A 19,774-nucleotide genomic window follows, 5' to 3' on the forward strand; every position below is an offset into this window, starting at 1 on the left:
GGAGCCTGTATCCAGTTACTTGTTAGCCAGCGGCGGAGTACGAGGCGGGATCATTCGTTTGGACCCGGTCGACTCAAACGCCTAAGCAAAACGCAGCAGCGCCGAGTCGTCGTAGGCACGGCCGGCAAAGGTCAGGCCGACGGGCATGCCGATGTCCGGCATCACGCCCATTGGCACCGTGACTGTCGGCACACCCAGGTGGCGAATAGCGAGGTTGCCGTTGGCGACCCAAATGCCGTTGCTCCAGGCGATGTCGGCCGATTTCGGCTCAATGTCGGCATCGGCCGGCGCTACGTCGGCGACGGTCGGGAACAGCACCGCATCCAGACCCAGACGATCCATCCAGTCCTCAAGATCAATTTTGCGGGTCTGTTCCAGCCCGCGCAGTCCGTCGGGCACGGTGCTGATCTGGTTCCACTGCGTGATGCCGCGCTCGGCCATCTTCACGTACTCGTCCATGCCAGCGACAAGGTCGCCTTCACGGTTTGGCAGCGTCCCCGGGTCGTGGGGGAAGATCAGTGGCCCGTCGACGTCGACCAGACGGTTGAGTTTTGGATCGCCATTGGCCTGCAGGAAGTCATCGAAGGCCCAGGCCGTCAGGTCCCACAGTTCATGATGCAGAAACTCTTTGGAGACGATCCCGCGATTGAACACGGTCGGCGCGCCGGGGCGATCGCCTTCACAGTTGGAGACCAGCGGGAAATCAACTTCTATGACTTCGGCACCGGCGGCTTCCAGCGCCTTGCGCGCTGCTTTCCAGAGCCCGATCACCGTGTCACGGGTGTTGATTCGTTGCCCGGTCGGGCCACCGATACCCGGCGCTTCACTGGTGCCCGCTTCAGGATCAGCATTGATATACATCCGTGGAACGCCGAAGCGCTTGCCTGCGAGTGAATCGGCCTTCACAGCCAGTTCCTGATAGGAAGCAGGGCGCACAGAGGCAACACTCGGGATCGGCACCCAGGGTTGCAGGCGCCACAAGTCGCCGCGAGTGTCGGGGTCGTCCGCCACCACCACGTCGAGCACTTCGAGCAGGTCGGCCATGGTTCTGGCAAACGGCACCACCACATCCATCGTCGGCGTCAACGGCCAGTTGCCGCGCACCGAAATCACCCCGCGCGAAGGCGTGTACGCGCACAAACCATTATTCGAAGCCGGGCCTCGGCCACTTGACCAGGTTTCTTCCGCGAGACCGAACGCCGCGAAGCTGGCGGCAGTGGCAGTGCCCGCACCATTTGATGAACCCGAAGCAAAAGGGGCGGTGAGGAAGTCGGCGTTGTAGGGGCTCTCGGCACGGCCGTAGACACCGCGCTGCATGCCGCCATTGGCCATCGGTGGCATGTTGGTCTTGCCCAGGCAGATCGCCCCGGCACCGCGCAAACGCTCGATGGTGAACGCATCACGATAGGCAATCAGATTCTTGAATGCCGGGCTGCCCGAAGCAGCGGTGAGGCCTTTGACCAGATAACTGTCCTTGGCCGTGTAAGGAATGCCGTCAAGCGGCCCCAGCGTCTGACCTTTGGCGCGGCGTTCATCGGAAGCCTGCGCTTCGGCGAGCGCTTCGGGGTTGCGAACGACCACGGCATTGAGCGCGGTGGCGGTGTCTGCGCCGTCATAGGCGTCGATCCGTGCGAGGTAGGCCTGGACCAGCTCAACCGATGTCGTCTGACCAGACTTCAGCGCCGCACGCAGTTGAGCAATGGAAACTTCGGTAACTTCAATCATGCCGTCACCGCCGATTGTTGGTGGGTGACTCGGTCAAGGTTTCCCTTACGCGAGGTCATGAGGACAGGGACATCATTATTTTTGAAATAGGTGTTCATATCGATTCTCGTTGCACGGCGTTACGCGTCGGAGTCTGGGTCTGAAACTGAGCGTTGTATTTTGCACCAAGTTGGGCGTAGGGCAATTGCGGTTATCCGCTTTCCTTGCCAGGTACACGCGTGTGGCTTGTGATCGGTTCCAATCCAAGTGATGATGTGCGTCTTGATAGGTAGGGGGGGTATGGTATGTCGCACGTGCATGGGCAAAAAGACGATTTATTGAAACGCGTTCGACGCATCGCTGGGCAGGTGCAAGCGATAGAGCGAGCGCTGGAGGCAGATGCGGACTGCGCCAAAACGCTGCATCTTGCGGCAGCCACCCGTGGGGCAATGAACGGTTTGATGGACGAAATTATCGAGGCGCATGCTCATGCTCACGTCGCCAATCCTGAATTGAGCGATGAAGAGCGCGCCGAAGGCGTTGCCGACTTGCTCGAAGCCATCCGTCGTTACTCGAAATAGGTCCCGTGATGCCAGATTTTGCAGAGCTGCTTCAACAGGGTGGCGCCCACGCGTGGCTCTATTTTCCCAGCGCGATCCTGTTGGGTGCGCTGCACGGGCTTGAGCCAGGCCATTCAAAGACCATGATGGCGGCGTTCATTGTGGCGGTCCGTGGCTCGGTCAAACAGGCCGTGTTGTTAGGGCTGGCGGCCACGCTTTCGCACACGGCAGTGGTGTGGCTGGTCGCCATCGGTGGCATGTACTTGGGCAGCGGACTCGATGCGCAAACCACTGAGCCTTACTTCCAGCTCGCATCCTCTGCGCTCATCATCGCGATTGCGCTCTGGATGTTGTGGCGCACCTGGCGTGGCGAACAGATGTTCAAGTTCGAGCAGGGTGACCCTCACCACCACGGCGAGCATGGCCACGATCACGCTGATGAAACCCATCGGATCGATACCGGCCATGGGCGTATTGAACTGTCGATCTTCGAAACGGGCATGCCCCCTCACTGGCGCCTCAAAACGTTGAGCGGGCACGCCTGGCCGGCTTCCAACGTGCGTTTGCTGACAACCCGGCCAGACGGCAGCACCCAAGCGTTTTCATTTATTGAGCGTGAAGGCTTCCTGGAATCGACCGCTGACATCCCTGAACCCCATGAATTCAGTGCCCGCTTGAGTCTTGGGCACGCTGGCCATTCCCACGACTACGATCTGGACTTTCAGGAGCATGCCCACGGGCATGCGCACGCTGAACTCGAAGGCCTGGAATTGTCGGTCGATGGTTATCAAGATGCCCATGAGCGTGCGCACGCCAACGATATCCGTAAGCGCTTCACAAATCGTGAAGTGACCACCGGGCAGATCATTGTGTTCGGCTTAACGGGAGGGCTGATTCCTTGCCCGGCGGCGATCACCGTTCTGCTGCTGTGCCTTCAGGTGAAGGAAATCGCCTTGGGCGGTGCGCTCGTCCTGTGCTTCAGCATTGGTCTGGCGCTGACGTTGGTAACGGTCGGAGTGGCGGCAGCGATTGGCGCCAAACAGGCCTCCAACCGCTGGCCCTGGCTGGGCACCGTTGCTCGTCGCGCACCTTACCTTTCCAGCGCACTGATCATCGGTGTCGGGCTCTACGTCGGTGCTCATGGCTGGATTGGTTTGAACGCGTAAGAAAGAATCCAGAACCATGATTCAGGGTTTTAGTAGACCTGCGGCACGATGATTTCCGGCGGTGTCGGGTTGCGCGAGTAGTCTTCCTGGCGCACGCGCTCGGGCAGTTCGATCGCCGGCAGCTCTACTTCTTCATAGGGCATTTGCCCCAGCAGATGATGGATGCAGTTGAGCCGGGCTTTTTTCTTGTCGTCGGCTTGCACGACCCACCAAGGCGCCTCGGCGATGTGAGTGCGATCGAGCATGATTTCCTTGGCCTTGGTGTAGGCCTCCCAGCGCCGACGGGATTCCAGGTCCATCGGGCTGAGTTTCCACTGCTTGAGCGGGTCATGGAGGCGACTCAGGAAGCGCAAGTGCTGTTCCTGGTCAGAGATCGAGAACCAGTATTTGATCAATTGAATACCGGAGCGCGCGAGCATGCGTTCGAACTCCGGCACGGTGCGGAAGAACTCTTCATATTGGTCCTCGTTGCAGAACCCCATGACCTGTTCGACACCGGCGCGGTTGTACCAGCTACGGTCGAACAGGACGATTTCCCCCGCCGCCGGCAAGTGTGAAACGTAACGCTGGAAGTACCATTGGGTGCGCTCGCGGTCATTTGGGGCGGGCAGGGCGGCCACTCGGCACACGCGCGGATTGAGGCGCTGGGTAATGCGTTTGATCACGCCACCTTTGCCCGCCGCGTCGCGCCCTTCGAACAGGATCACCACTTTGTGCCCGGTTTTCACCACCCAGCTTTGCAACTTCACCAACTCGCCTTGCAGACGGAACAGTTCGCTGAAGTAGCGGCGTCTTTCTTCTTTTTCACTGCTGTCGCCGACGTGATGATCAAACAGGGCGTTGAGGTCGTGATCGTCCTCCATCAACTCCAGTTCCAACTCTTCGTCACTGTGATCGAGCAATTCGCGATGGATACGTTGCATCAGGTTTTCATTGGTCAAAAGCATGTTGGAACTCCCGACGAAGGTGGAAGTGTCGATGCTAGGCCTGCGGATGTGACGACATAGTGACGGCGGGATTCAGCAGACAATAATAGCGGTGTCATCTGGGTGTCATTGAACCCATGGCAACATCCTCGCAGACCGCGTTGAGCAGCCTGTGGCGCTCGGTTCACGGGCTGTCGAATTTGCCAGGAATCCCGACCATGAAAGGCGACGCCTCTCTATTTGCGGCTATTGATTTGGGCTCCAATGCGTTTCGCATGATGATTGGCCAGTCGGTGAAGCGGAATCAGCAAATGGTGATCCAGGAAGTGAAAACCCTGCGCGAGCCGGTCCGTTTGGCGGAGGGTTTTCAGGGCGGAGCGCTGGACGAAATGGCATTGGATCGCGGATGGCAGGCGCTCGCGCGATTCGGCAAGAAATTACGCGGCTTTGAAGCGGGGCGAGTGCGGGCAGTGGCGACCAGCGCGGTGCGTGAGGCTGACAATGCACAACTGTTCCTCGCCAGCGCAGAGCGGCACCTGGGTTTTCGCATTGATGTCATTTCCGGGCATGAAGAGGCCCAACTGGTGTACGCCGGTGTGGCCCATACCCTTCCTGATCCGCAAAGCATGCGACTGGTCGTGGACATCGGCGGCGGATCGACGGAGCTGATTTTGGGCAAAGGCTCTCAGCCGCTGCTCACCGAAAGTATTGCCATTGGCAGCGGCACCTTTGGTGCGCGTTACTTTCCGGATGGGGCGATCAGTGCCCAGGCGCTGCTTGAAGCCGAACGAGTCGCCACGCTGCAGTTTGAAAAAATTGCTCGACGCTATCGCGCGTTGGGCTGGCAGCAGGTCATCGGCTCTTCAGGCACCGCCCGCATGCTGGCCAAAATACTGAAAGCCAATGGGCTCAACGACAGTAGTCAAAGTGGCGTCACCTACGCCGGGCTGTTGCGTTTGTCGTTACGCCTGCTTGAAGCCGGGCATGTCAGGCAGCTCAAGTTGGCGGGCTTGCAGGCCCATCGCCTGAGTATCTTGCCGGGCGGCCTTGTGGTCATGCTGGCAGCGTTCAAGGTGTTTGGTGTTTCCCACATGACACCCTCCGAGCCCGGTTTGAGGTTCGGCGTTCTGCATGGCCTGATGTCCAGACATTGAGTGCCGGCCAGCACCTTCACTGAGCAGGAGGGCCGACGTTGTATTCTGCGTCGGTGACTTTTTCCATCCAGACGACACTCACCCCGTCCAGTGCTTCCTGAACCCCGATATGGGTCATCGATGTGGTGGCGCTGGCACCGTGCCAATGCTTGTGGCCAGGCGGGCACCAGATGACATCGCCAGCACGAATTTCCACGATCGGTTCGCCTTCACACTGAGTCCAGCCGCAGCCTGCGGTGACAATCAGCGTCTGGCCCAACGGATGGGTATGCCAGGCGCTGCGTGCGCCGGGTTCAAAGGTGACGCTGACGACAGAAACCCGGGCCGGTTCCGGCGGGGAATTAAGCGGGTCCATACGCACGGTGCCGGTGAAGTATTGCTCAGGGCCTTTCATGGATGGCTGCGAGCCTACGCGCTTGAGGATCATGGTCAGTCCTGTTGATAAATGAACGGGAGCAGGTGCATGACCTGCCTGTTGAGCCTGTTCAGTTTAGTCCAGCCCTAGCGCCAGCCAAGTTCGGGCGCGACATGGGTAAGAATCGACTCGATAACGTGCGCGCAGTACTCAACACCCAATTGGTTTGGCACGGTGAGGAGCACGGTGTCGGCCGCTGCAATGGCCTCATCCTTGGCGAGTTCCGCGATGAGTACATCCGGTTGTGCGGCGTAGTTCCGACCGAAAATCTTTTGAACATCGTCGTCCAGAAAGCCGATCGTATCGTTGCTCTGCGTGTCGCGACCGAAGTACATGCGGTCCCTGTCGTTCATCAGCGCGAAGATACTGCGACTAACGGACACGCGCGGTTCCCGCGAATGCCCGGCTGCTTTCCAGGCCTCGCGGTAGGCGCGGATCTGTTGGGCCTGCTGGATGTGAAGCGGGCGGCCGCTTTCGTCGTTCTTCAAGGTCGAGGTTTGCAGGTTCATACCCATGTTGGCGGCCCAAACCGCCGTTGCATCGGAGCCCGAACCCCACCAGATGCGCTCACGAAGCCCTTCGGAATGCGGTTCAACCCGCAGCAGCCCAGGCGGGTTGGCAAACATCGGCCGTGAATTCGGCTGCGCGAAGCCTTTACCCCGCAGCGTTTCATAAAAAACTTCGGTATGGCGGCGCGCAAGATCGATATCGGTTTCTCCCTCGTCAGGTGTGTAGCCAAAGTGACGCCATCCGTCGATCACCTGTTCGCCCGATCCACGGCTGATACCCAGTTGCAGCCGTCCGCCGGCAATCAGATCTGCTGCCCCGGCATCCTCCGCCATGTAGCGCGGGTTTTCGTATCGCATGTCGATAACACCCGTGCCGATTTCAATCCGGCTGGTTTTCGCGCCGATCGCCGCGAGCAGCGGAAAGGGCGATGCAAGCTGTTGCGCGAAATGATGGACGCGAAAGAACGCCCCATCTGCGCCCAGTGCCTCGGCGGCTACTGCCAGGTCGATCGATTGCAGAAGAACATCGGACGCCGAGCGTGTCCGCGAGCTCGCAGAGTTGCTCCAGTGGCCAAAAGAGAGGAAGCCGATTTTTTTCATGGGAATGTCGCCAAAAAAGGGTTCAGATACAGAAGAGACCATGACCACCATGAAACGGCTTATTCAGGTGGTTTCGCAAGGACATCTATCGAGAACCAAACTCGAGAAAATTGATTTTTTGAGTCGATAAGTTCGGGAGCCGCGACTGATGGAAGCCAACCGATTCGGAGACATTGCCGCATTCGTCTGCGCCGTGAAGGCCGGGAGTTTTACCGCAGCGGCGGCCTCGCTCGGCTTGACTCGATCGGCAGTGGGCAAAAGCATTGTTCGCCTGGAGGCCCGGTTGGGTGCACGACTGCTCAATCGCACCACGCGCAAATTGAGCCTGACGGACGAGGGGCAGGTGGCCTTTGATCGCTGGCGGCAGATTCTCGAGGATCTGGATGAAGTGGACGCGACCATGGCCCTGCGTCGTGGGCGGCCGACGGGCACCTTTAAACTGACGGCACCCCTGTCCTTTGGTCAGCGCCACATCCTGCCGATTCTGGATGCGTATCTGAAGCAGTGGCCTGAACTGCGTGCGGACGTCTGGTTTACCGATCGCTTTGTCGATCTGGTCGAGGAGGGCGTCGACATCGCCATTCGAATCGGTGAGCCAAAAGATGATTCACAATTACTGACCCGCACCGTCGGTTGGCAGCAGTTCGCAACGTGTGCCTCGCCGTCTTACCTGGACCGTTGCGGCGTACCGCAAACACCTGATGAACTGGCCCGGCATGACACCATCGCGTTCATCAGCCGCGAGCGACCCATTGTCTGGCGTTACCAGACAGCTGCCGGCCTTCATCTACACGAACAGCCGGGGCGCTTGAACATCGACAGTTCTGAAGCCATGCGCGAAGCGGCGCTCGCGGGCATCGGCCTGATTCACTTGCCGACTTACATCACGGGTGACGACCTGCGCGACGGAACGCTGGTGGAGGTACTGAAACCCTACCGTGCACCTCCCGACCCCATCAGAGTCGTCTATCCCAACAAGCGTCATCTGTCCCCACGCGTTCGCAGATTTATTGATCTGTTGGTTGAGCGTTGGGAGTCAGGCGTACCGTGGGAAACCTGAATCGATTGGGGATTCCGTGGACCCTGTACGGGGCTTCAGGTGCTGTTTATCCGCGCTTTGGATTCAATAAAGATGTCAGTCATCGCCACTCACGAGACTGCCATCATGACCACTGCCACACACGTCGCGCCGCCGCCTGTTGCCTTACCAACCCCTCATCCGTCGCTTGAACGTCACCCTGGTTTTCAACGTTTGTTTCAGCCAGAGGCGCTGACAATTGGCCTGATTTTGCCCCTTGAAACCCATGCCGGCCGACCGGCGCCGACCATGCGCGGTCACGTGGAAATGGCGCAACGCGCCGAAGCGCTTGGCTTTGGTGCGTTATGGATGCGTGACATTCCGTTTTATGATCCGGGGTATGGCGACGTGGCGCACATTTTTGAGCCGCTGGTCTACATCGGCTTCCTGGCTGCCGCTACACGCAGCATTGTCTTGGGAACCACCGGCATCGTATTGCCCACGCATGAGCCAATGTACCTTGCCAAGCAAGCGACATCGCTGGATCAACTCAGCGAAGGTCGCCTGGTGTTGGGGCTCTCTTCGGGCGATCGATTCAGTGATTACCCGATGCTGGGCATCGATTATGAAACCCGTGGTGATCGCTACCGTGATGCCTTTTCGGTGTTTCGAACCCTGACCGAGCAGAGCTTTCCTCGCTTCAAATCCGAACGATTCGGCGGCTCGCCTGGCACCCTCGACCTGGTGCCGAAAGCGCCGTACGGACGCGTGCCCTCGATCGCAGTCGGCCAGGCACAACAGACTATTGAATGGTTGGCTCAGCACCTGGATGGCTACCTTGCCGGCGTCCAGAGTCCCGAACGCCTGGCATCGTTGGGCGAAAGCTGGCACAGCACAGTGCGAGCGGCCGAAGGTCGGAACGCGTTCAAACCGTTAGGACTTGGCGGCTATCTCGACCTTAGCGACAACCCGGATCAGCCGTTCCAGCGCATTCAGGGCGGCTTTCGGGCGGGACGCAACGGCCTGCGCAATTACCTTGAGCAGGCGCAATCGGCCGGTGTTTCGCACATCGCGCTCAACCCCAAGGTCAGCCTGCAACCCTACGGCGAAATCCTCGACGAGCTCGGTGAGTACGTCTTGCCGCACTTTGCCTCACATGCATGAGGTTGTTGACGGGCGGGAACGCCTTGACCGAATTCCCGCCCAAAAAAACCGCTCGTGGGATTGCGTTTAACGTGAATAAATATTAACTGGCTGTTTTAAAACAAATATTTTCTGATTGGGCTTCCCAGACGGCGAGAAAGTTGATAAATTTCCGCCCGCTCTTGCAAAGGCTCCTACCGGGCTTGAAGCAACAGTTTCAGGGGCGTCGCCAAGCGGTAAGGCAGCAGGTTTTGATCCTGCCATGCGTTGGTTCAAATCCAGCCGCCCCTGCCATTTTCTACACGTTCATCCAGGCCTGCCTCAGCCAGCAGGTGCGGCGCCAGGATGATCGGCTTTATCAGAAACGCCAGTCCCGATCGGACTGGCGTTTTTTTATGTCCGCTGAAAATCCCCTCGATCTGCCTCCGCTTTGATCCATCCGGACACGGATAATGGCCATTACGATCTCCTTTTGGCCAACCTAACGCTGTGAACCGTCCAGGCTGTCAGCAAGAATCGAAGCGGGTTGCCGACGCAACACCGCCCAACCATTCCAATAACCAGAATCGTTGATCTTCCTTGCCCTTGGCCATCTACGGGCCGCATGCCGTGTACAAAACATAAAAACCATCGAGCTGACATTGGGGAACTGATCCATGGACACTATGAAACGCATTTTGGGCGCCACGGTTTGTGGGCTGACGTTACTGGCCAGCGCCGTGCACGCCGAACAGCGCGAGTTGCGGGTGTACAACTGGGCGGACTACATTTTGCCGTCCGTGCCCAAGGACTTCGCCGCGCAAAGCGGCATCAAAGTGACCTGGGACACCTTCGACACCAACGAGTCCCTGGAGGCCAAGTTACTGACCGGTAACTCCGGTTACGATTTGGTGGTGCCATCGAATCAGTTCATCGAAACCCAGATCAAGGCCGGCGTGTTCCAGAAACTGGACAAGTCCAAACTGCCCAACTGGCAGCATCAGGACCCGGCACTGCTCAAACTGCTGGACAAGAACGACCTCGGCAACCAGTACGGCGTGCCTTACATGTACGGCACCGTGCTGATCGGTTTCAACCCGGCCAAGGTCAAGGCTGCACTGGGAGACAATGCGCCGGTGGACAGTTGGGATCTGGTGTTCAAACCCGAGAACATGGAGAAGCTGAAGTCGTGCGGCGTGGCGATGCTCGACTCGCCTTCGGAAATTCTGCCGCTGGCCCTGCACTATCTGGGGCTGGACCCGAACAGCCAGAACCCGGACGACTACGAAAAAGCCAAGGCGCTAATGCTGAAGATTCGTCCCTACGTGACCTACTTCAACTCCGCCAAGTACATGACCGACATCGCCAATGGCGATATCTGCGTCGCCATCGGTTATTCGGGAAGCTTCTACCAGTTCGGCAATCGAGCGAAGGAGGCGGGCAACGGGGTGGTCGTAGACTGGCGTCTGCCGAAGGAGGGCGCACCGATCTGGTTTGATACCTTCGCTATTCCAAAAAGCGCGAAGAACGTCGAGGAGGCCCACGAATTCCTCAATACCTTGCTGGAGCCGAAAGTCATCGCGCCGATCAGTGATTTTCTCGGTTACCCCAACGCCAACAAAGACTCGCTGGCGCTGATCAACAAGGACATCACCGGCAACCCGAACCTGACGCCGACCAGCGAAGCCCTGAAAACACTCTATGTGGTGCAGCCGTTGCCGCAAAAGCTGGAGCGGGTTCGCACACGGGTCTGGACCAGCATCAAGTCGGATAAATAACCCGCGTTGCAAACACCAAACAACTGCAGGAGCCGAGCTTGCTCGCGATGAGGCCATAACATTCAACGACTGTGTTGACTGTCAGGCCGCTATCGCGAGCAAACTCGGCTCCTACAGTTTTTGTGTGGTTCGAATCAGGTTGTTGCGCAGTGCGACGATTGCCTTTTGCATTTGCACAAAATCGTCAGGATCAAGCCCTGTTTGCGGGAAACCTTCTTCGCTGAGGCCTTCGCGCAGCTTTCGACCTTCTTTCGTCAGGCTGATGCGCACTTGGCGTTCGTCTTCCGGGTCGCGTTGGCGCAGCAGAAAACCCATTGCCTCAAGCTTTTTCAGAATCGGTGTAAGGGTGTTGGATTCGAGAAACAGCTTTTCGCCGAGGCTGCCGACGGTCTGGTTGTCCTGCTCCCATAACGCAACAAGGGTGATGTATTGCGTATAGGTCAGCCCAAGCTGTTCGAGCATCGGCTTGTAAGCCTTGCCGAACGCCAGGTTGGTGGAATAGACCGCAAAACACAGGAAGTCGGAGAGCTTGAGGTCCAGCGCGGCTGTTTTCTCGGTGTTTTTCATGGGAGTTCTCATTGGCCAAACTTGCAAGACCGAAACTATACGTCGTATGCGATGGTGTCGGAAGGGCGCGAAACTTGGCAGTTGTCATGCTTGCACTTCAGACCCGTAAAGGCCGACGGCCGGCTCGCTGGGGATGACCCTGGCGGACCGGCCGTGCGGTGCGTTACGCGGTGACTGCGTTCAGGACAACGTCAATGTTACCGCGTGTTGCCTTGGAGTAAGGGCAGATGGAATCGGCGATGTGGGCCAGTTCAGTCGCGACATTTTGTTCCAGCCCTGGCACGCGAAGGGTCAGTCGGGCCTGGAGAAAGTAAGCCTCACCGGTCTGGCCCAGATCAACCTCGATGTCGACCGCTGTGTCTGTCGGCAATGTCACATTCAACTGCTTGGCAGCCAGGCCCACCGCCGCGATGTAGCAGGCCGACCAAGCTCCGGCGAACAATTGCTCGGCTTTCGGGTGTGGCTGGACGGCGGTGAGCACATGCGCCGGTGTGGCGCTGCCGGGCGACGACAGCTCAATGTCGAGGTTGCCGTTATGGCCGCGTGAAGTGTTGCTCGCGGCGTTGTGGGTGGTGTGGGTTTTGCCGGAGGCCAGTACTTTTTCGATCTTGCTCATGATGATTCCCTCAGGTGTTAAAAGTTTGCAGTTCGTGTGCGCTTTAATCGCATGCGATATTTATGATGGGTTCAGACATCACGCCGTCATTACGTTCAGGGCAACGTCGATATTGCCGCGTGTAGCTTTGGAGTACGGGCAGATGGAATCAGCAATGTGCGCCAGTTCGGTCGCGACATCGTGTGCCAACCCCGGCACGCGAAGGGTCAGTCGGGCCTGAAGGAAGTAGGCCGGACCAGTCTGGCCCAGGTCGACTTCGATGTCGACGGACAGATCCGCCGGCAGCACGATGTTGCGCTCTTGGGCTACCAGCCCGACCGCGGCGGTGTAGCAGGCCGACCATGCACCGGCGAACAGTTGCTCTGCTTTCGGGTGCGGCTGAGTGGCAGCGAATACATGGGCTGGCTGGTTCGAGCCGGGTGACGACAGTTCGATGTCGAGGTTGCCGTTATGGCCGCGCGAAGTACGGCCAGCGCTGCTCAGGGTGGTGTGGGTTTTACCGGTAACCAGGACTTTTTCGATCTTGCTCATGGGGGGTGAATCCTCGAAGCTGCATTTAATTGGATTTAGTGTCGCATTCGCTTGCATCGTATGCGATGTAAATAATATTCCCGCAGAACCTAATCCGCGTCAAGGGGTAGATGTCTACTTTGGCGACGAACGGTCGAGGGCAACAATGAGCTAACGCAAGCTACGCTCCCACAGGATATGGATGGGGGCCCTTACCGTGGAAACAGCAAGGTCACCGCCATGCGAAAGCCCCAGCCTTGTGCGCCATCGTCCGGGCTGTCGAGCCAATACCGTGGTCCGGCCTGGATCGTCAGGGGTTGACCGCCGATTTTCAGCAGCTGGGTGACGGTCAAGTTGACCGGCACTGACCACTGCCTGGTTTGCCAGTCATAGGTCGATTCGGTGTTCACGCCGAACGTGGTGTAGGTCGCGTTGGTATAGGAGAGGAAGGGCTGCAAGAAGGTCTGGTTGACCTTGTCCTTGTCATCCGGAGGGCTGCCGTCCAGGCCCCAGATATGGTTGGCTAGAATGCCGCGGGTCCAGCCGTTTGACTGCTTGAGCGCGACGGCCGTAGGACCGAGCCCCCATTGTTTGTTGCTCAGCAATTTATCGCTGCCGGTGGGAATCAGCAGCGCAGGACCGGCGCCGAGTATCCAGCCACTGTCGGTAGGTTTTGTCGGGGAAAAGAAAAAACTCTGGGTTATATCGCCGATGCCGGATTTGTCCGCCGCGCCATTCGGTGCCAGGCCGTGCTGGTCGATCACCGGCAGGATGGTGCGCGAGATCAGGTTCCAGTCGTCGTTCAATCGGAAGGGCAGCACCGGCTGAATATTGGTGACACTGTGCATGCCGTCGCCGGTCGAACCCATCTTCTGGTCCCAGTTGTATTGCACCGGAAGGCTGTACATCGCGGCGACCGGGTTGAGGGCTTTTTTGGCCAGCTCTGCCGAGTCGTCGGCGTGGCTCAAGCCACATTGCAGCCACAGTGGCAAAGTCCACAGCAGCGTGAGTGGTGCACGTGACATGTTCCCTCCTGGTGGGCAACCCACTCTGCCTGCGAGGTCATGCTGATGTCTGTCTCATGCAAAAGGGGGCTGGCTGATGGCTGGCCCCCTTCGCTTTACGTCTAGCCTTGCGGCACCACACGGGCATCGTTACCGGTGCCTTCAATATAAACATTCGAGCCATTTGTCAGCGCAGGGTTGATCGGCTGAGTCACCGAAACCAGTACGCCGCTTTTGGTTCGCACGATGATCTGCTGGGCTTCCTTGGGCTGGTCGTATTTTTTCTTCTCGACGTAGTTGCCGCCCGCCGCGCCGGCGAGTGCGCCGGCAACCATGGCGACGTCCCGGCCGGTCCCTCGACCGATCAGACTCCCCAGGCCTACACCGGCGATACCGCCGAGGATGGCGCCAACCCCGCTGTCATGGTTGGTCTGCATTTGGGTCAAGGTGATCTGCTCGATTTTCCCCGAGCGAATCTCCATCTCGCCAGCCCCTCCGCCCCCGGCACCCACAGCGGCACAGCCGGTAAGCACCAGACTTGCAAGCATCATCGTTAGCCAGGAAGCAGTGGTTTTCATGTCGAACTCCATCATCCAGGGGGACGTGCTTCATGCAAATGCATCGACGCACGTTAGACGAAGGAGCCTAGCACAGGCTGTTAGTGCTGCTTGACGCCACCCACAAGCAGGGAGGTTGCTGGTGGTCCGCCGACGTTAGAACGTGCACACGGAATCGGAAAAAACCACCCGGCCGAACTGTGCATTAGCGTCCAGTGGCGTGACGGCCAGCAGTTGGTCCAGGCGGATGTCCCGCGGGCCGTCAGCCGTTTCCAGGCTGAGGAATTCTTCCTTGTCGCTGGACGTTCGGGTGGTCAGCGCCTTGGCGACCAGGCGTGTTCCATCCTTCAACTCGATGTCCAGTTGATAGCCGCGCATGCAGGCGATTTCCAGATAGTCATACAGGTCGCAGTTCATCGGTTGGTAGGTGTTCATGGCGTGGCTTCCGGCAGGTTGCGGTGGGATTGAGCATAGACAGGATGGATGATGGTTGTCTGTGCCGGCCTGTTCGCGGGCAAGCCTCGCGCCTACAGGAAACAGGTTCGATCGGTAATTTTCGAACGATGCAAAACCCCGTAGGCGCGAGGCTTGCCCGCGATGACGTCAGTGTCGTCACCGCCAATCAACCCTCGTACTCATCATGCCGCCGCCACCACGGTCCTGTTTCATTTCGGCCCTTGGGCGCGCGATCCAGCCACTGATACATGTTCCAGAGCCCGTCCAGCCCGCGCGCATAAGTCGAGTAGGTGTGGTAAATCTCGCCATCCTCAAGCACAAACGCACTCAGGCCAGGCCTGTCGCGGGTGTAGGTCGGCGCGTCGGTGCCACAGGTGGCGGCGAAGCGGGCGACGGGTTCTGGAATCTGTGTGGCGTCCATCGCATGGCCGCCGCGCTGATAGTTGTATTCGACGAGCCCTTCGCGCTGTTGTGCATCGGTGAAATAGACGTTGAAGTCGGCGGTGAAGTCGCTGGCCCCCGCCGACACCCACGGGAACGTCCAGCCCATTCGCCGTTTGTACGCCTGCAGCTTCGCCAGCGGTGCGCGGGACACCGCCATCAGCGTGACGTCGTGGTTGGCGAGATGGGTAAAGATGCCTTCGAAGCCGTCCGCAATGGCTGAGCAGGACGGGCATCCGGCCGTGTAATCGGAACCGAACATGAAGTGGTAGACGAGCAGCTGCGAGCGGCCTTCGAACAGGTCGGCCAACGGCGCGCTGCCTGTCTCGGTGTCGAAGCGGTATGCCTTGTCGATCCGAACCCACGGCAGGGCCTGACGTTGGCGCGCCACCTCGTCGCTGAGCCGGGTCAGGGCTTTTTCCGCCTCCAGCAACTCAAGGCGCGCCGCCAGCCAATCTTCTCGTGTTGCGGTGATGTATCTGTTCATCGCTGCATGCTCCTGGTGGAGGGTCGTGATTTAGACTAAACACGATGTATCAAACGATGGGAGTGACAAATGTGGCGCGATTGCAATGGATTCGCTGATCACCGCCGCCGCGCATGCACTGGCAGCGGGTGATCCGCTGGGTGCGCTGAACCGGGTTGCGTTGCGCGACGATGCACCGGCGTTGGCATTACGCGGTATCGCCATGGCGCAACTGGGTGATCTGCTGCGAGCCAAAGCGCTGGTGCGCAGGGCGGCGCAGGCCTTCGGACCGAAGGAGCCGTTGGCCCGGGCCCGGTGCATCGTTGCCGAGGCGGAAATTGCGCTGGCCTCGCGGGATCTGGGCTGGCCGGTGAAGGCACTTGATGCTGCCCGGATAACGCTGGAGGCTCACGGTGACGTGGTCAATGCGGCCCATGCGCGGTACCTGGAAATCCGCCGTTTGGTACTGATCGGACGGCTCGACGAGGCGCAGGGCTTGCTCGCTGAACTCGCTCCGACGATTTTGCCACCAGCATTGCGGGCCACCCATGAACTGGTGGTGGCCGGCATCGCCATGCGACGCCTGGAATCGCACATTGCACGTGATGCACTCGCCAGGGCCGAACTCGCCGCTCAACAGTCCGGTATTCCCGCATTGAGCGCAGAAGTCGACTGTGCAGCGCTGATTCTGAACGCTCCCGCTGCACGCCTGATTTCCCATGGAACAGCACGGCCATTGTTGCTCGACGACGTAGAGGCGTTGTTCGCCTCGACATCGCTGGTGGTGGATGCTTGCCGCTATGCCGTGCGCGGTGTAGGCATGTCGGTGTCCCTGGCTACGCGTCCGGTCCTGTTTACCCTCGTGCGCACGCTTGCCGAAGCCTGGCCGGCGGACGTGCCGAGGGAAACACTCATCGCCAAAGCTTTTCGCCTGAGGCTCAGTGATGAATCCCACCGCGCCCGGTTACGTGTCGAAATCGGGCGTCTGCGCGCAGCGTTGAAGCCCCTGGCCGGCGTAACCGCAACCCGGCGCGGATTTGTTCTGGTCGCTCAGGTTTCAACCGAAGTCGTGGTGCTCGCGCAACCGGTCGAGGAGCCGCATGCGGCAGTGTTCGCCCTGCTCGCCGACGGCCAGTCATGGTCGAGTTCTGCCCTGGCGCTGGCGCTGGGTAACAGCCAGCGCACTGTGCAACGGGCCCTCGATACATTAGCGGCGACAGGCAAGGTGCAGTCGTACGGCACCGGGCGAGCGCGGCGCTGGATGACCCCGCCAGTGCCCGGTTTCGCGACGACCTTGTTACTCCCGGTTCCGCTGCCGGGTGGCTAGGATGAACCCCACCAGCCCCTTTCGAGGAACACCCGCATGAAACAGTCAGCCGCCGAAATACTCCGTGAATATGGTCCCTTTGCCGATGTCGACGACGTCTGCGGCGTCACTTGGGACGGGCAGCAGGTGTGGTTTGCCAGCGGAGAAAAAATCAACGCCCTCGACCCCGACAGCGGCAAGACCCTGCGTTCAATCGACGTCGCCGCCCATGCCGGCACCGCCTTCGACGGTGAGCACCTATTCCAGATCGCCGAGGACCAAATCCATAAAATCGACCCGCGCACCGGCCAGATACTCAACACCATCCCGGCCCCCGGCGGGGGCAACGACTCCGGACTGACCTGGGCCGAAGGCACGCTGTGGGTAGGGCAGTACCGCGAGCGCAAAATCCATCAGATCGACCCCGAGAATGGCGCCATTCTGCGCACCATCGAATCCAATCGCTTCGTCACCGGCGTGACTTGGGTTGAGGGCGCGTTGTGGCATGGCACGTGGGAAGGCGAAGAGAGTGAACTGCGCCGGATCGATGCGAAAACCGGCGAGGTGCTGGAGAGCCTGACGATGCCAACGGGCATTGGCGTGTCGGGGCTTGAATACGATGGCGGCGAGCGGTTTTTCTGCGGCGGTGGCGGCAGCGGGAAGGTGAGGGTGGTGCGCCGGCCTTGATGGTCTGGCGCCCTATGCTGATCAGCTAAAACACCAGACCTGCGGGAGCGAGCAAGCTCGCTCCCGCAAAGATTGTGGTGCTCCAAGTCATCGGCAGGAGGCCTGACACCGGCCATTTACGTTCCATATTCCTTACAAATATCCGCTCGCCGCCCCCTCACTGCGCCCCAAACAACATCGTCCAGTAAACCCCCTCATCACTGCGCGCGTCGGTCGCGTAGGCTGCCCCCACCTGGGTAAACATCGGGTTCATCAGGTTGGCGCAATGCCCTGGGCTGGCGAGCCAGCCGGCCATCGCCTTGCTTGGTGAGCCTTGGCCGGCGGCGATGTTTTCGCCGATTTGGCGGCCACGGAAACCAGCGGCTCGGGCTCGGTCGGCAGGCATCTCGCCATCCGGGTCCTGGTGAGCGAAGTAGTTACCGTAGGCCATTGCTTTGCTGTGGCCTTGCGCCGCTGCGCCAAGGTTGGCATTCCATGCGAGCGGGCGTGCGGCGGCGAAGCGTTGGCGACCACACAGGCGCGGTTTTGCCCGCGCAGCATTGACCTGTGCCAGCAAGCTTTTGCTGACAGACCGGGTATCGGTCATGTGGCTATCCAGCACTGGCTGCGCCAGCACCACTTGCCATTCGCCGCGGCTGCGACTGACACCAATGTCCGCGTATTGGCTATCGAGCAACGCGGTGCAGTGTTCATCCTGCAGCAGGTCGAACGCCTCTTCGGCGTCTTGCGCACCTACCACGCGGATGCTGCGCACCGCCACCGCCTGATACCCGTTAGCTTTCAATTGGTCCCGCAAGCCGCCGCCGTAGCCGATCGGCAACGCCAGGCTGGATTTCAGCGCCAGTGGCGACAAACGTTGGGCGGGCCGCTGACAATGCTGGGGGTGAGCGCGGTAATCGTTGATGGCTTCCACCAGTTGTCGTTCCGCACCGGCGTGAGCAGGGTTGGTAACGAAGGGAAGCAAGGAAAACAGGCACAGCGAAGTGAAGCGCAAGGTATGGCGCATGGGGCGGACAGCTCTGATGAGATGACAACGATTAGGGGGAAGGAATTGGCGCCGGTTTAAGACTGGTGTTCCGGGACTTGGTTCACGCGGGGGGAGGGCATATTCGTTGACTAAGGCCTACATCCGACAGACGTAACGTATGATGTTTTTTTTGCTCGCAAGAAGGACCCAGGCATGGCATTAAACAAACGCGAACAGGCGCAGATCGAACGTCTGTTGGTGGTTACCCTGACCGAGGCGTGCGAGACGGCCAAAGCTGAAATCGTCGGTTTCGAGTGGCTGACCCACGAGGTCGACTACAACGATTTTCCATCCAGTCTCAGGGTGATTTGGGTCTTCGATACGCAGGCGCAAATGAACCTCGCATTGGCGAGCGGGCAACGCGAACGCATGATTGAGTTAACCAGCGCGGCACTCTATGAGGCGGATGTTCAGCTCAGACCGATTGCAGCCCACGTGCAGTTCGATTCTGAAGAACAATGCCAGCGCGCCAATGCCGGAAACTGGCAGCAACGCCTGGCGCGCAGGCATTCAACCCGCAATTGACGCGAATGCTTCAGGCATCAGGTTCCGGCGTCTGCGTTGGCCGCAGTTTGAAGCGACACACATGCCCGCCCCGAACCATGCACTCAGTGTGCTCGACTTCACCGCCCCCTAATGCCCCGATCAACGCCAGGTCCAACTCGCAAACCACCGGGTGCGTCGCAGCCAAACGGTGAAACACGCAGTTGTGCGCAACGATTTCCGGGGCATCGGACGAGCGAAAAAACACCTCGGCCTCGTATCCCGCCTGATTCATGTGCTGCACGATTTTCGCTTCATCAACCACCTGATGCTCGCGGTCCAGGGCCAGTTTGCGGCCCAGGCTACGCATCAGCGTCGCCAATGCCTCGGGCCCGATGATGTCGGCGACTTCATCGATCAGCACACGGGCGAGCATCTGATACTGGCGCGGAAACTGTTCCTTGGCATGGTCGGTGAGCTGATACAACTGCTCCGGCCGCCGCCCCGTCGGCCGGGTGTCGCCGCGCAGCACCAGGCCGTCACGCTCCAGCGCCGCCAGATGTTGGCGAATCGCCGTGCGCGTGACGGCCAAATGCTCGGCCAACTCGTCAATGCTCATGCCGCCCCCGTGGTGCAGCAGCGCATTGAGCAAGTCCTGCTGAGTTCGGCCCAGTCCTTCCAGCATGGTGTGCCCTCGTGCGG

Annotated in this window: 21 protein-coding genes, 1 tRNA gene and 1 pseudogene; 10 read left to right on the top strand and 13 right to left on the bottom strand. The window is 59.6% G+C overall.

The genetic code is table 11. From position 1 onward, the window contains the following. Window positions 1-15: 15 nt before the first annotated feature. A pseudogene (locus KUF73_RS16770) lies at window positions 16-1,725 on the bottom strand (amidase). Window positions 1,726-2,009: 284 nt separating this feature from the next. On the opposite strand from KUF73_RS16770, the gene KUF73_RS16775 reads away from it, so the two are divergent. Beyond that, window positions 2,010-2,285, top strand: coding sequence for a metal/formaldehyde-sensitive transcriptional repressor (locus KUF73_RS16775; protein WP_218439175.1), 276 nt, complete (start codon window positions 2,010-2,012; stop codon window positions 2,283-2,285). A gap of 8 nt (window positions 2,286-2,293) precedes the next feature. Next, window positions 2,294-3,430 carry a nickel/cobalt efflux protein RcnA gene (locus KUF73_RS16780; RefSeq protein WP_218439176.1) on the top strand — a complete coding sequence of 379 codons (1,137 nt, stop codon included), beginning with the start codon at window positions 2,294-2,296 and terminating at the stop codon, window positions 3,428-3,430. Between the two features lie 29 nt (window positions 3,431-3,459). Here KUF73_RS16780 and ppk2 read toward each other — a convergent pair whose 3' ends face one another. Then, window positions 3,460-4,353: a polyphosphate kinase 2 gene (ppk2, locus tag KUF73_RS16785; RefSeq protein ID WP_218439374.1), complete on the bottom strand. Its 894-nt coding sequence runs from the start codon at window positions 4,351-4,353 to the stop codon at window positions 3,460-3,462. Between the two features lie 221 nt (window positions 4,354-4,574). On the opposite strand from ppk2, the gene KUF73_RS16790 reads away from it, so the two are divergent. Continuing rightward, window positions 4,575-5,510 carry a Ppx/GppA family phosphatase gene (locus KUF73_RS16790; RefSeq protein WP_218439375.1) on the top strand — a complete coding sequence of 312 codons (936 nt, stop codon included), beginning with the start codon at window positions 4,575-4,577 and terminating at the stop codon, window positions 5,508-5,510. 16 nt (window positions 5,511-5,526) lie between these two features. On the opposite strand, the gene KUF73_RS16795 is transcribed toward KUF73_RS16790, so the two are convergent. Further along, a complete protein-coding gene (locus KUF73_RS16795; RefSeq protein ID WP_218439177.1) occupies window positions 5,527-5,937 on the bottom strand; it encodes a cupin domain-containing protein in 411 nt (136 codons plus the stop codon). A gap of 74 nt (window positions 5,938-6,011) precedes the next feature. Beyond that, entirely contained in the window at window positions 6,012-7,085 is a 1,074-nt protein-coding gene (locus tag KUF73_RS16800; RefSeq protein WP_218439178.1) for an LLM class flavin-dependent oxidoreductase, read from the bottom strand. A gap of 97 nt (window positions 7,086-7,182) precedes the next feature. Here KUF73_RS16800 and KUF73_RS16805 point away from each other — a divergent pair, with 97 nt between their 5' ends. From KUF73_RS16805 to KUF73_RS16820, 4 genes are all read left to right on the top strand, one after another. Continuing rightward, complete coding sequence (locus tag KUF73_RS16805) at window positions 7,183-8,094, top strand: LysR family transcriptional regulator (RefSeq protein ID WP_218439179.1); 912 nt, start codon at window positions 7,183-7,185, stop codon at window positions 8,092-8,094. A 105-nt stretch (window positions 8,095-8,199) separates the two neighbouring features. Next, complete coding sequence (locus tag KUF73_RS16810; protein ID WP_256345658.1) at window positions 8,200-9,216, top strand: LLM class oxidoreductase; 1,017 nt, start codon at window positions 8,200-8,202, stop codon at window positions 9,214-9,216. 198 nt (window positions 9,217-9,414) lie between these two features. Next, window positions 9,415-9,489 (top strand) — tRNA-Gln (locus KUF73_RS16815). A gap of 362 nt (window positions 9,490-9,851) precedes the next feature. After that, complete coding sequence (locus KUF73_RS16820; protein ID WP_218439181.1) at window positions 9,852-10,952, top strand: polyamine ABC transporter substrate-binding protein; 1,101 nt, start codon at window positions 9,852-9,854, stop codon at window positions 10,950-10,952. A gap of 111 nt (window positions 10,953-11,063) precedes the next feature. Here the strand turns inward: KUF73_RS16820 and KUF73_RS16825 are convergent, their stop codons facing one another. From KUF73_RS16825 to KUF73_RS16855, 7 genes are all read right to left on the bottom strand, one after another. Beyond that, window positions 11,064-11,519, bottom strand: a complete 456-nt coding sequence (locus KUF73_RS16825; RefSeq protein ID WP_218439182.1) for a MarR family winged helix-turn-helix transcriptional regulator — start codon at window positions 11,517-11,519, stop codon at window positions 11,064-11,066. A gap of 163 nt (window positions 11,520-11,682) precedes the next feature. Then, the gene (locus KUF73_RS16830) at window positions 11,683-12,135 is read right to left on the bottom strand and encodes an Ohr family peroxiredoxin (protein ID WP_218439183.1); all 453 of its coding nucleotides are present in this window, start codon (window positions 12,133-12,135) and stop codon (window positions 11,683-11,685) included. Between the two features lie 78 nt (window positions 12,136-12,213). Beyond that, window positions 12,214-12,666 carry an Ohr family peroxiredoxin gene (locus KUF73_RS16835; protein WP_218439184.1) on the bottom strand — a complete coding sequence of 151 codons (453 nt, stop codon included), beginning with the start codon at window positions 12,664-12,666 and terminating at the stop codon, window positions 12,214-12,216. Between the two features lie 191 nt (window positions 12,667-12,857). Further along, a complete protein-coding gene (locus tag KUF73_RS16840) occupies window positions 12,858-13,670 on the bottom strand; it encodes a transporter (protein WP_218439185.1) in 813 nt (270 codons plus the stop codon). 101 nt (window positions 13,671-13,771) lie between these two features. Then, complete coding sequence (locus KUF73_RS16845; protein ID WP_218439186.1) at window positions 13,772-14,227, bottom strand: glycine zipper 2TM domain-containing protein; 456 nt, start codon at window positions 14,225-14,227, stop codon at window positions 13,772-13,774. 135 nt (window positions 14,228-14,362) lie between these two features. Continuing rightward, window positions 14,363-14,641 carry a Rho-binding antiterminator gene (locus tag KUF73_RS16850; protein ID WP_218439187.1) on the bottom strand — a complete coding sequence of 93 codons (279 nt, stop codon included), beginning with the start codon at window positions 14,639-14,641 and terminating at the stop codon, window positions 14,363-14,365. Between the two features lie 187 nt (window positions 14,642-14,828). Further along, complete coding sequence (locus KUF73_RS16855; RefSeq protein ID WP_218439188.1) at window positions 14,829-15,590, bottom strand: thioredoxin family protein; 762 nt, start codon at window positions 15,588-15,590, stop codon at window positions 14,829-14,831. A gap of 85 nt (window positions 15,591-15,675) precedes the next feature. Here KUF73_RS16855 and KUF73_RS16860 point away from each other — a divergent pair, with 85 nt between their 5' ends. Both KUF73_RS16860 and KUF73_RS16865 read left to right on the top strand, forming a co-directional pair. Further along, window positions 15,676-16,896 carry a helix-turn-helix domain-containing protein gene (locus KUF73_RS16860; protein WP_218439189.1) on the top strand — a complete coding sequence of 407 codons (1,221 nt, stop codon included), beginning with the start codon at window positions 15,676-15,678 and terminating at the stop codon, window positions 16,894-16,896. A 36-nt stretch (window positions 16,897-16,932) separates the two neighbouring features. Further along, window positions 16,933-17,562, top strand: coding sequence for a PQQ-binding-like beta-propeller repeat protein (locus KUF73_RS16865; RefSeq protein ID WP_218439190.1), 630 nt, complete (start codon window positions 16,933-16,935; stop codon window positions 17,560-17,562). Between the two features lie 157 nt (window positions 17,563-17,719). On the opposite strand, the gene KUF73_RS16870 is transcribed toward KUF73_RS16865, so the two are convergent. Beyond that, window positions 17,720-18,568, bottom strand: a complete 849-nt coding sequence (locus KUF73_RS16870; protein WP_218439191.1) for a CAP domain-containing protein — start codon at window positions 18,566-18,568, stop codon at window positions 17,720-17,722. Between the two features lie 174 nt (window positions 18,569-18,742). Here KUF73_RS16870 and KUF73_RS16875 point away from each other — a divergent pair, with 174 nt between their 5' ends. Next, window positions 18,743-19,114 (top strand): hypothetical protein, encoded by a 372-nt coding sequence (locus KUF73_RS16875; RefSeq protein WP_218439192.1) that lies wholly within the window; start codon window positions 18,743-18,745, stop codon window positions 19,112-19,114. A gap of 10 nt (window positions 19,115-19,124) precedes the next feature. Here KUF73_RS16875 and KUF73_RS16880 read toward each other — a convergent pair whose 3' ends face one another. Continuing rightward, window positions 19,125-19,757 (bottom strand): metalloregulator ArsR/SmtB family transcription factor, encoded by a 633-nt coding sequence (locus KUF73_RS16880; protein ID WP_218439193.1) that lies wholly within the window; start codon window positions 19,755-19,757, stop codon window positions 19,125-19,127. Between the last annotated feature and the right edge of the window lie 17 nt (window positions 19,758-19,774).

Origin of the sequence: Pseudomonas sp. PD9R (genome assembly GCF_019200975.1) — a bacterium.
In the GTDB taxonomy this organism is placed as follows: domain Bacteria; phylum Pseudomonadota; class Gammaproteobacteria; order Pseudomonadales; family Pseudomonadaceae; genus Aquipseudomonas.

What these genes read in the sequence shown, in the direction of transcription:
- KUF73_RS16775 (WP_218439175.1), top strand. Translation starts at nt 2,010, where the DNA reads ATGTCGCACGTGCATGGGCAAAAAGACGATTTATTGAAACGCGTTCGA.
- KUF73_RS16780 (WP_218439176.1), top strand. Translation starts at nt 2,294, where the DNA reads ATGCCAGATTTTGCAGAGCTGCTTCAACAGGGTGGCGCCCACGCGTGG.
- ppk2 (WP_218439374.1), bottom strand. Translation starts at nt 4,353, where the DNA reads ATGCAACGTATCCATCGCGAATTGCTCGATCACAGTGACGAAGAGTTG.
- KUF73_RS16790 (WP_218439375.1), top strand. Translation starts at nt 4,575, where the DNA reads ATGAAAGGCGACGCCTCTCTATTTGCGGCTATTGATTTGGGCTCCAAT.
- KUF73_RS16795 (WP_218439177.1), bottom strand. Translation starts at nt 5,937, where the DNA reads ATGATCCTCAAGCGCGTAGGCTCGCAGCCATCCATGAAAGGCCCTGAG.
- KUF73_RS16800 (WP_218439178.1), bottom strand. Translation starts at nt 7,085, where the DNA reads ATGGTGGTCATGGTCTCTTCTGTATCTGAACCCTTTTTTGGCGACATT.
- KUF73_RS16805 (WP_218439179.1), top strand. Translation starts at nt 7,183, where the DNA reads ATGGAAGCCAACCGATTCGGAGACATTGCCGCATTCGTCTGCGCCGTG.
- KUF73_RS16810 (WP_256345658.1), top strand. Translation starts at nt 8,200, where the DNA reads ATGACCACTGCCACACACGTCGCGCCGCCGCCTGTTGCCTTACCAACC.
- KUF73_RS16820 (WP_218439181.1), top strand. Translation starts at nt 9,852, where the DNA reads ATGGACACTATGAAACGCATTTTGGGCGCCACGGTTTGTGGGCTGACG.
- KUF73_RS16825 (WP_218439182.1), bottom strand. Translation starts at nt 11,519, where the DNA reads ATGAAAAACACCGAGAAAACAGCCGCGCTGGACCTCAAGCTCTCCGAC.
- KUF73_RS16830 (WP_218439183.1), bottom strand. Translation starts at nt 12,135, where the DNA reads ATGAGCAAGATCGAAAAAGTACTGGCCTCCGGCAAAACCCACACCACC.
- KUF73_RS16835 (WP_218439184.1), bottom strand. Translation starts at nt 12,666, where the DNA reads ATGAGCAAGATCGAAAAAGTCCTGGTTACCGGTAAAACCCACACCACC.
- KUF73_RS16840 (WP_218439185.1), bottom strand. Translation starts at nt 13,670, where the DNA reads ATGTCACGTGCACCACTCACGCTGCTGTGGACTTTGCCACTGTGGCTG.
- KUF73_RS16845 (WP_218439186.1), bottom strand. Translation starts at nt 14,227, where the DNA reads ATGAAAACCACTGCTTCCTGGCTAACGATGATGCTTGCAAGTCTGGTG.
- KUF73_RS16850 (WP_218439187.1), bottom strand. Translation starts at nt 14,641, where the DNA reads ATGAACACCTACCAACCGATGAACTGCGACCTGTATGACTATCTGGAA.
- KUF73_RS16855 (WP_218439188.1), bottom strand. Translation starts at nt 15,590, where the DNA reads ATGAACAGATACATCACCGCAACACGAGAAGATTGGCTGGCGGCGCGC.
- KUF73_RS16860 (WP_218439189.1), top strand. Translation starts at nt 15,676, where the DNA reads ATGGATTCGCTGATCACCGCCGCCGCGCATGCACTGGCAGCGGGTGAT.
- KUF73_RS16865 (WP_218439190.1), top strand. Translation starts at nt 16,933, where the DNA reads ATGAAACAGTCAGCCGCCGAAATACTCCGTGAATATGGTCCCTTTGCC.
- KUF73_RS16870 (WP_218439191.1), bottom strand. Translation starts at nt 18,568, where the DNA reads ATGCGCCATACCTTGCGCTTCACTTCGCTGTGCCTGTTTTCCTTGCTT.
- KUF73_RS16875 (WP_218439192.1), top strand. Translation starts at nt 18,743, where the DNA reads ATGGCATTAAACAAACGCGAACAGGCGCAGATCGAACGTCTGTTGGTG.
- KUF73_RS16880 (WP_218439193.1), bottom strand. Translation starts at nt 19,757, where the DNA reads ATGCTGGAAGGACTGGGCCGAACTCAGCAGGACTTGCTCAATGCGCTG.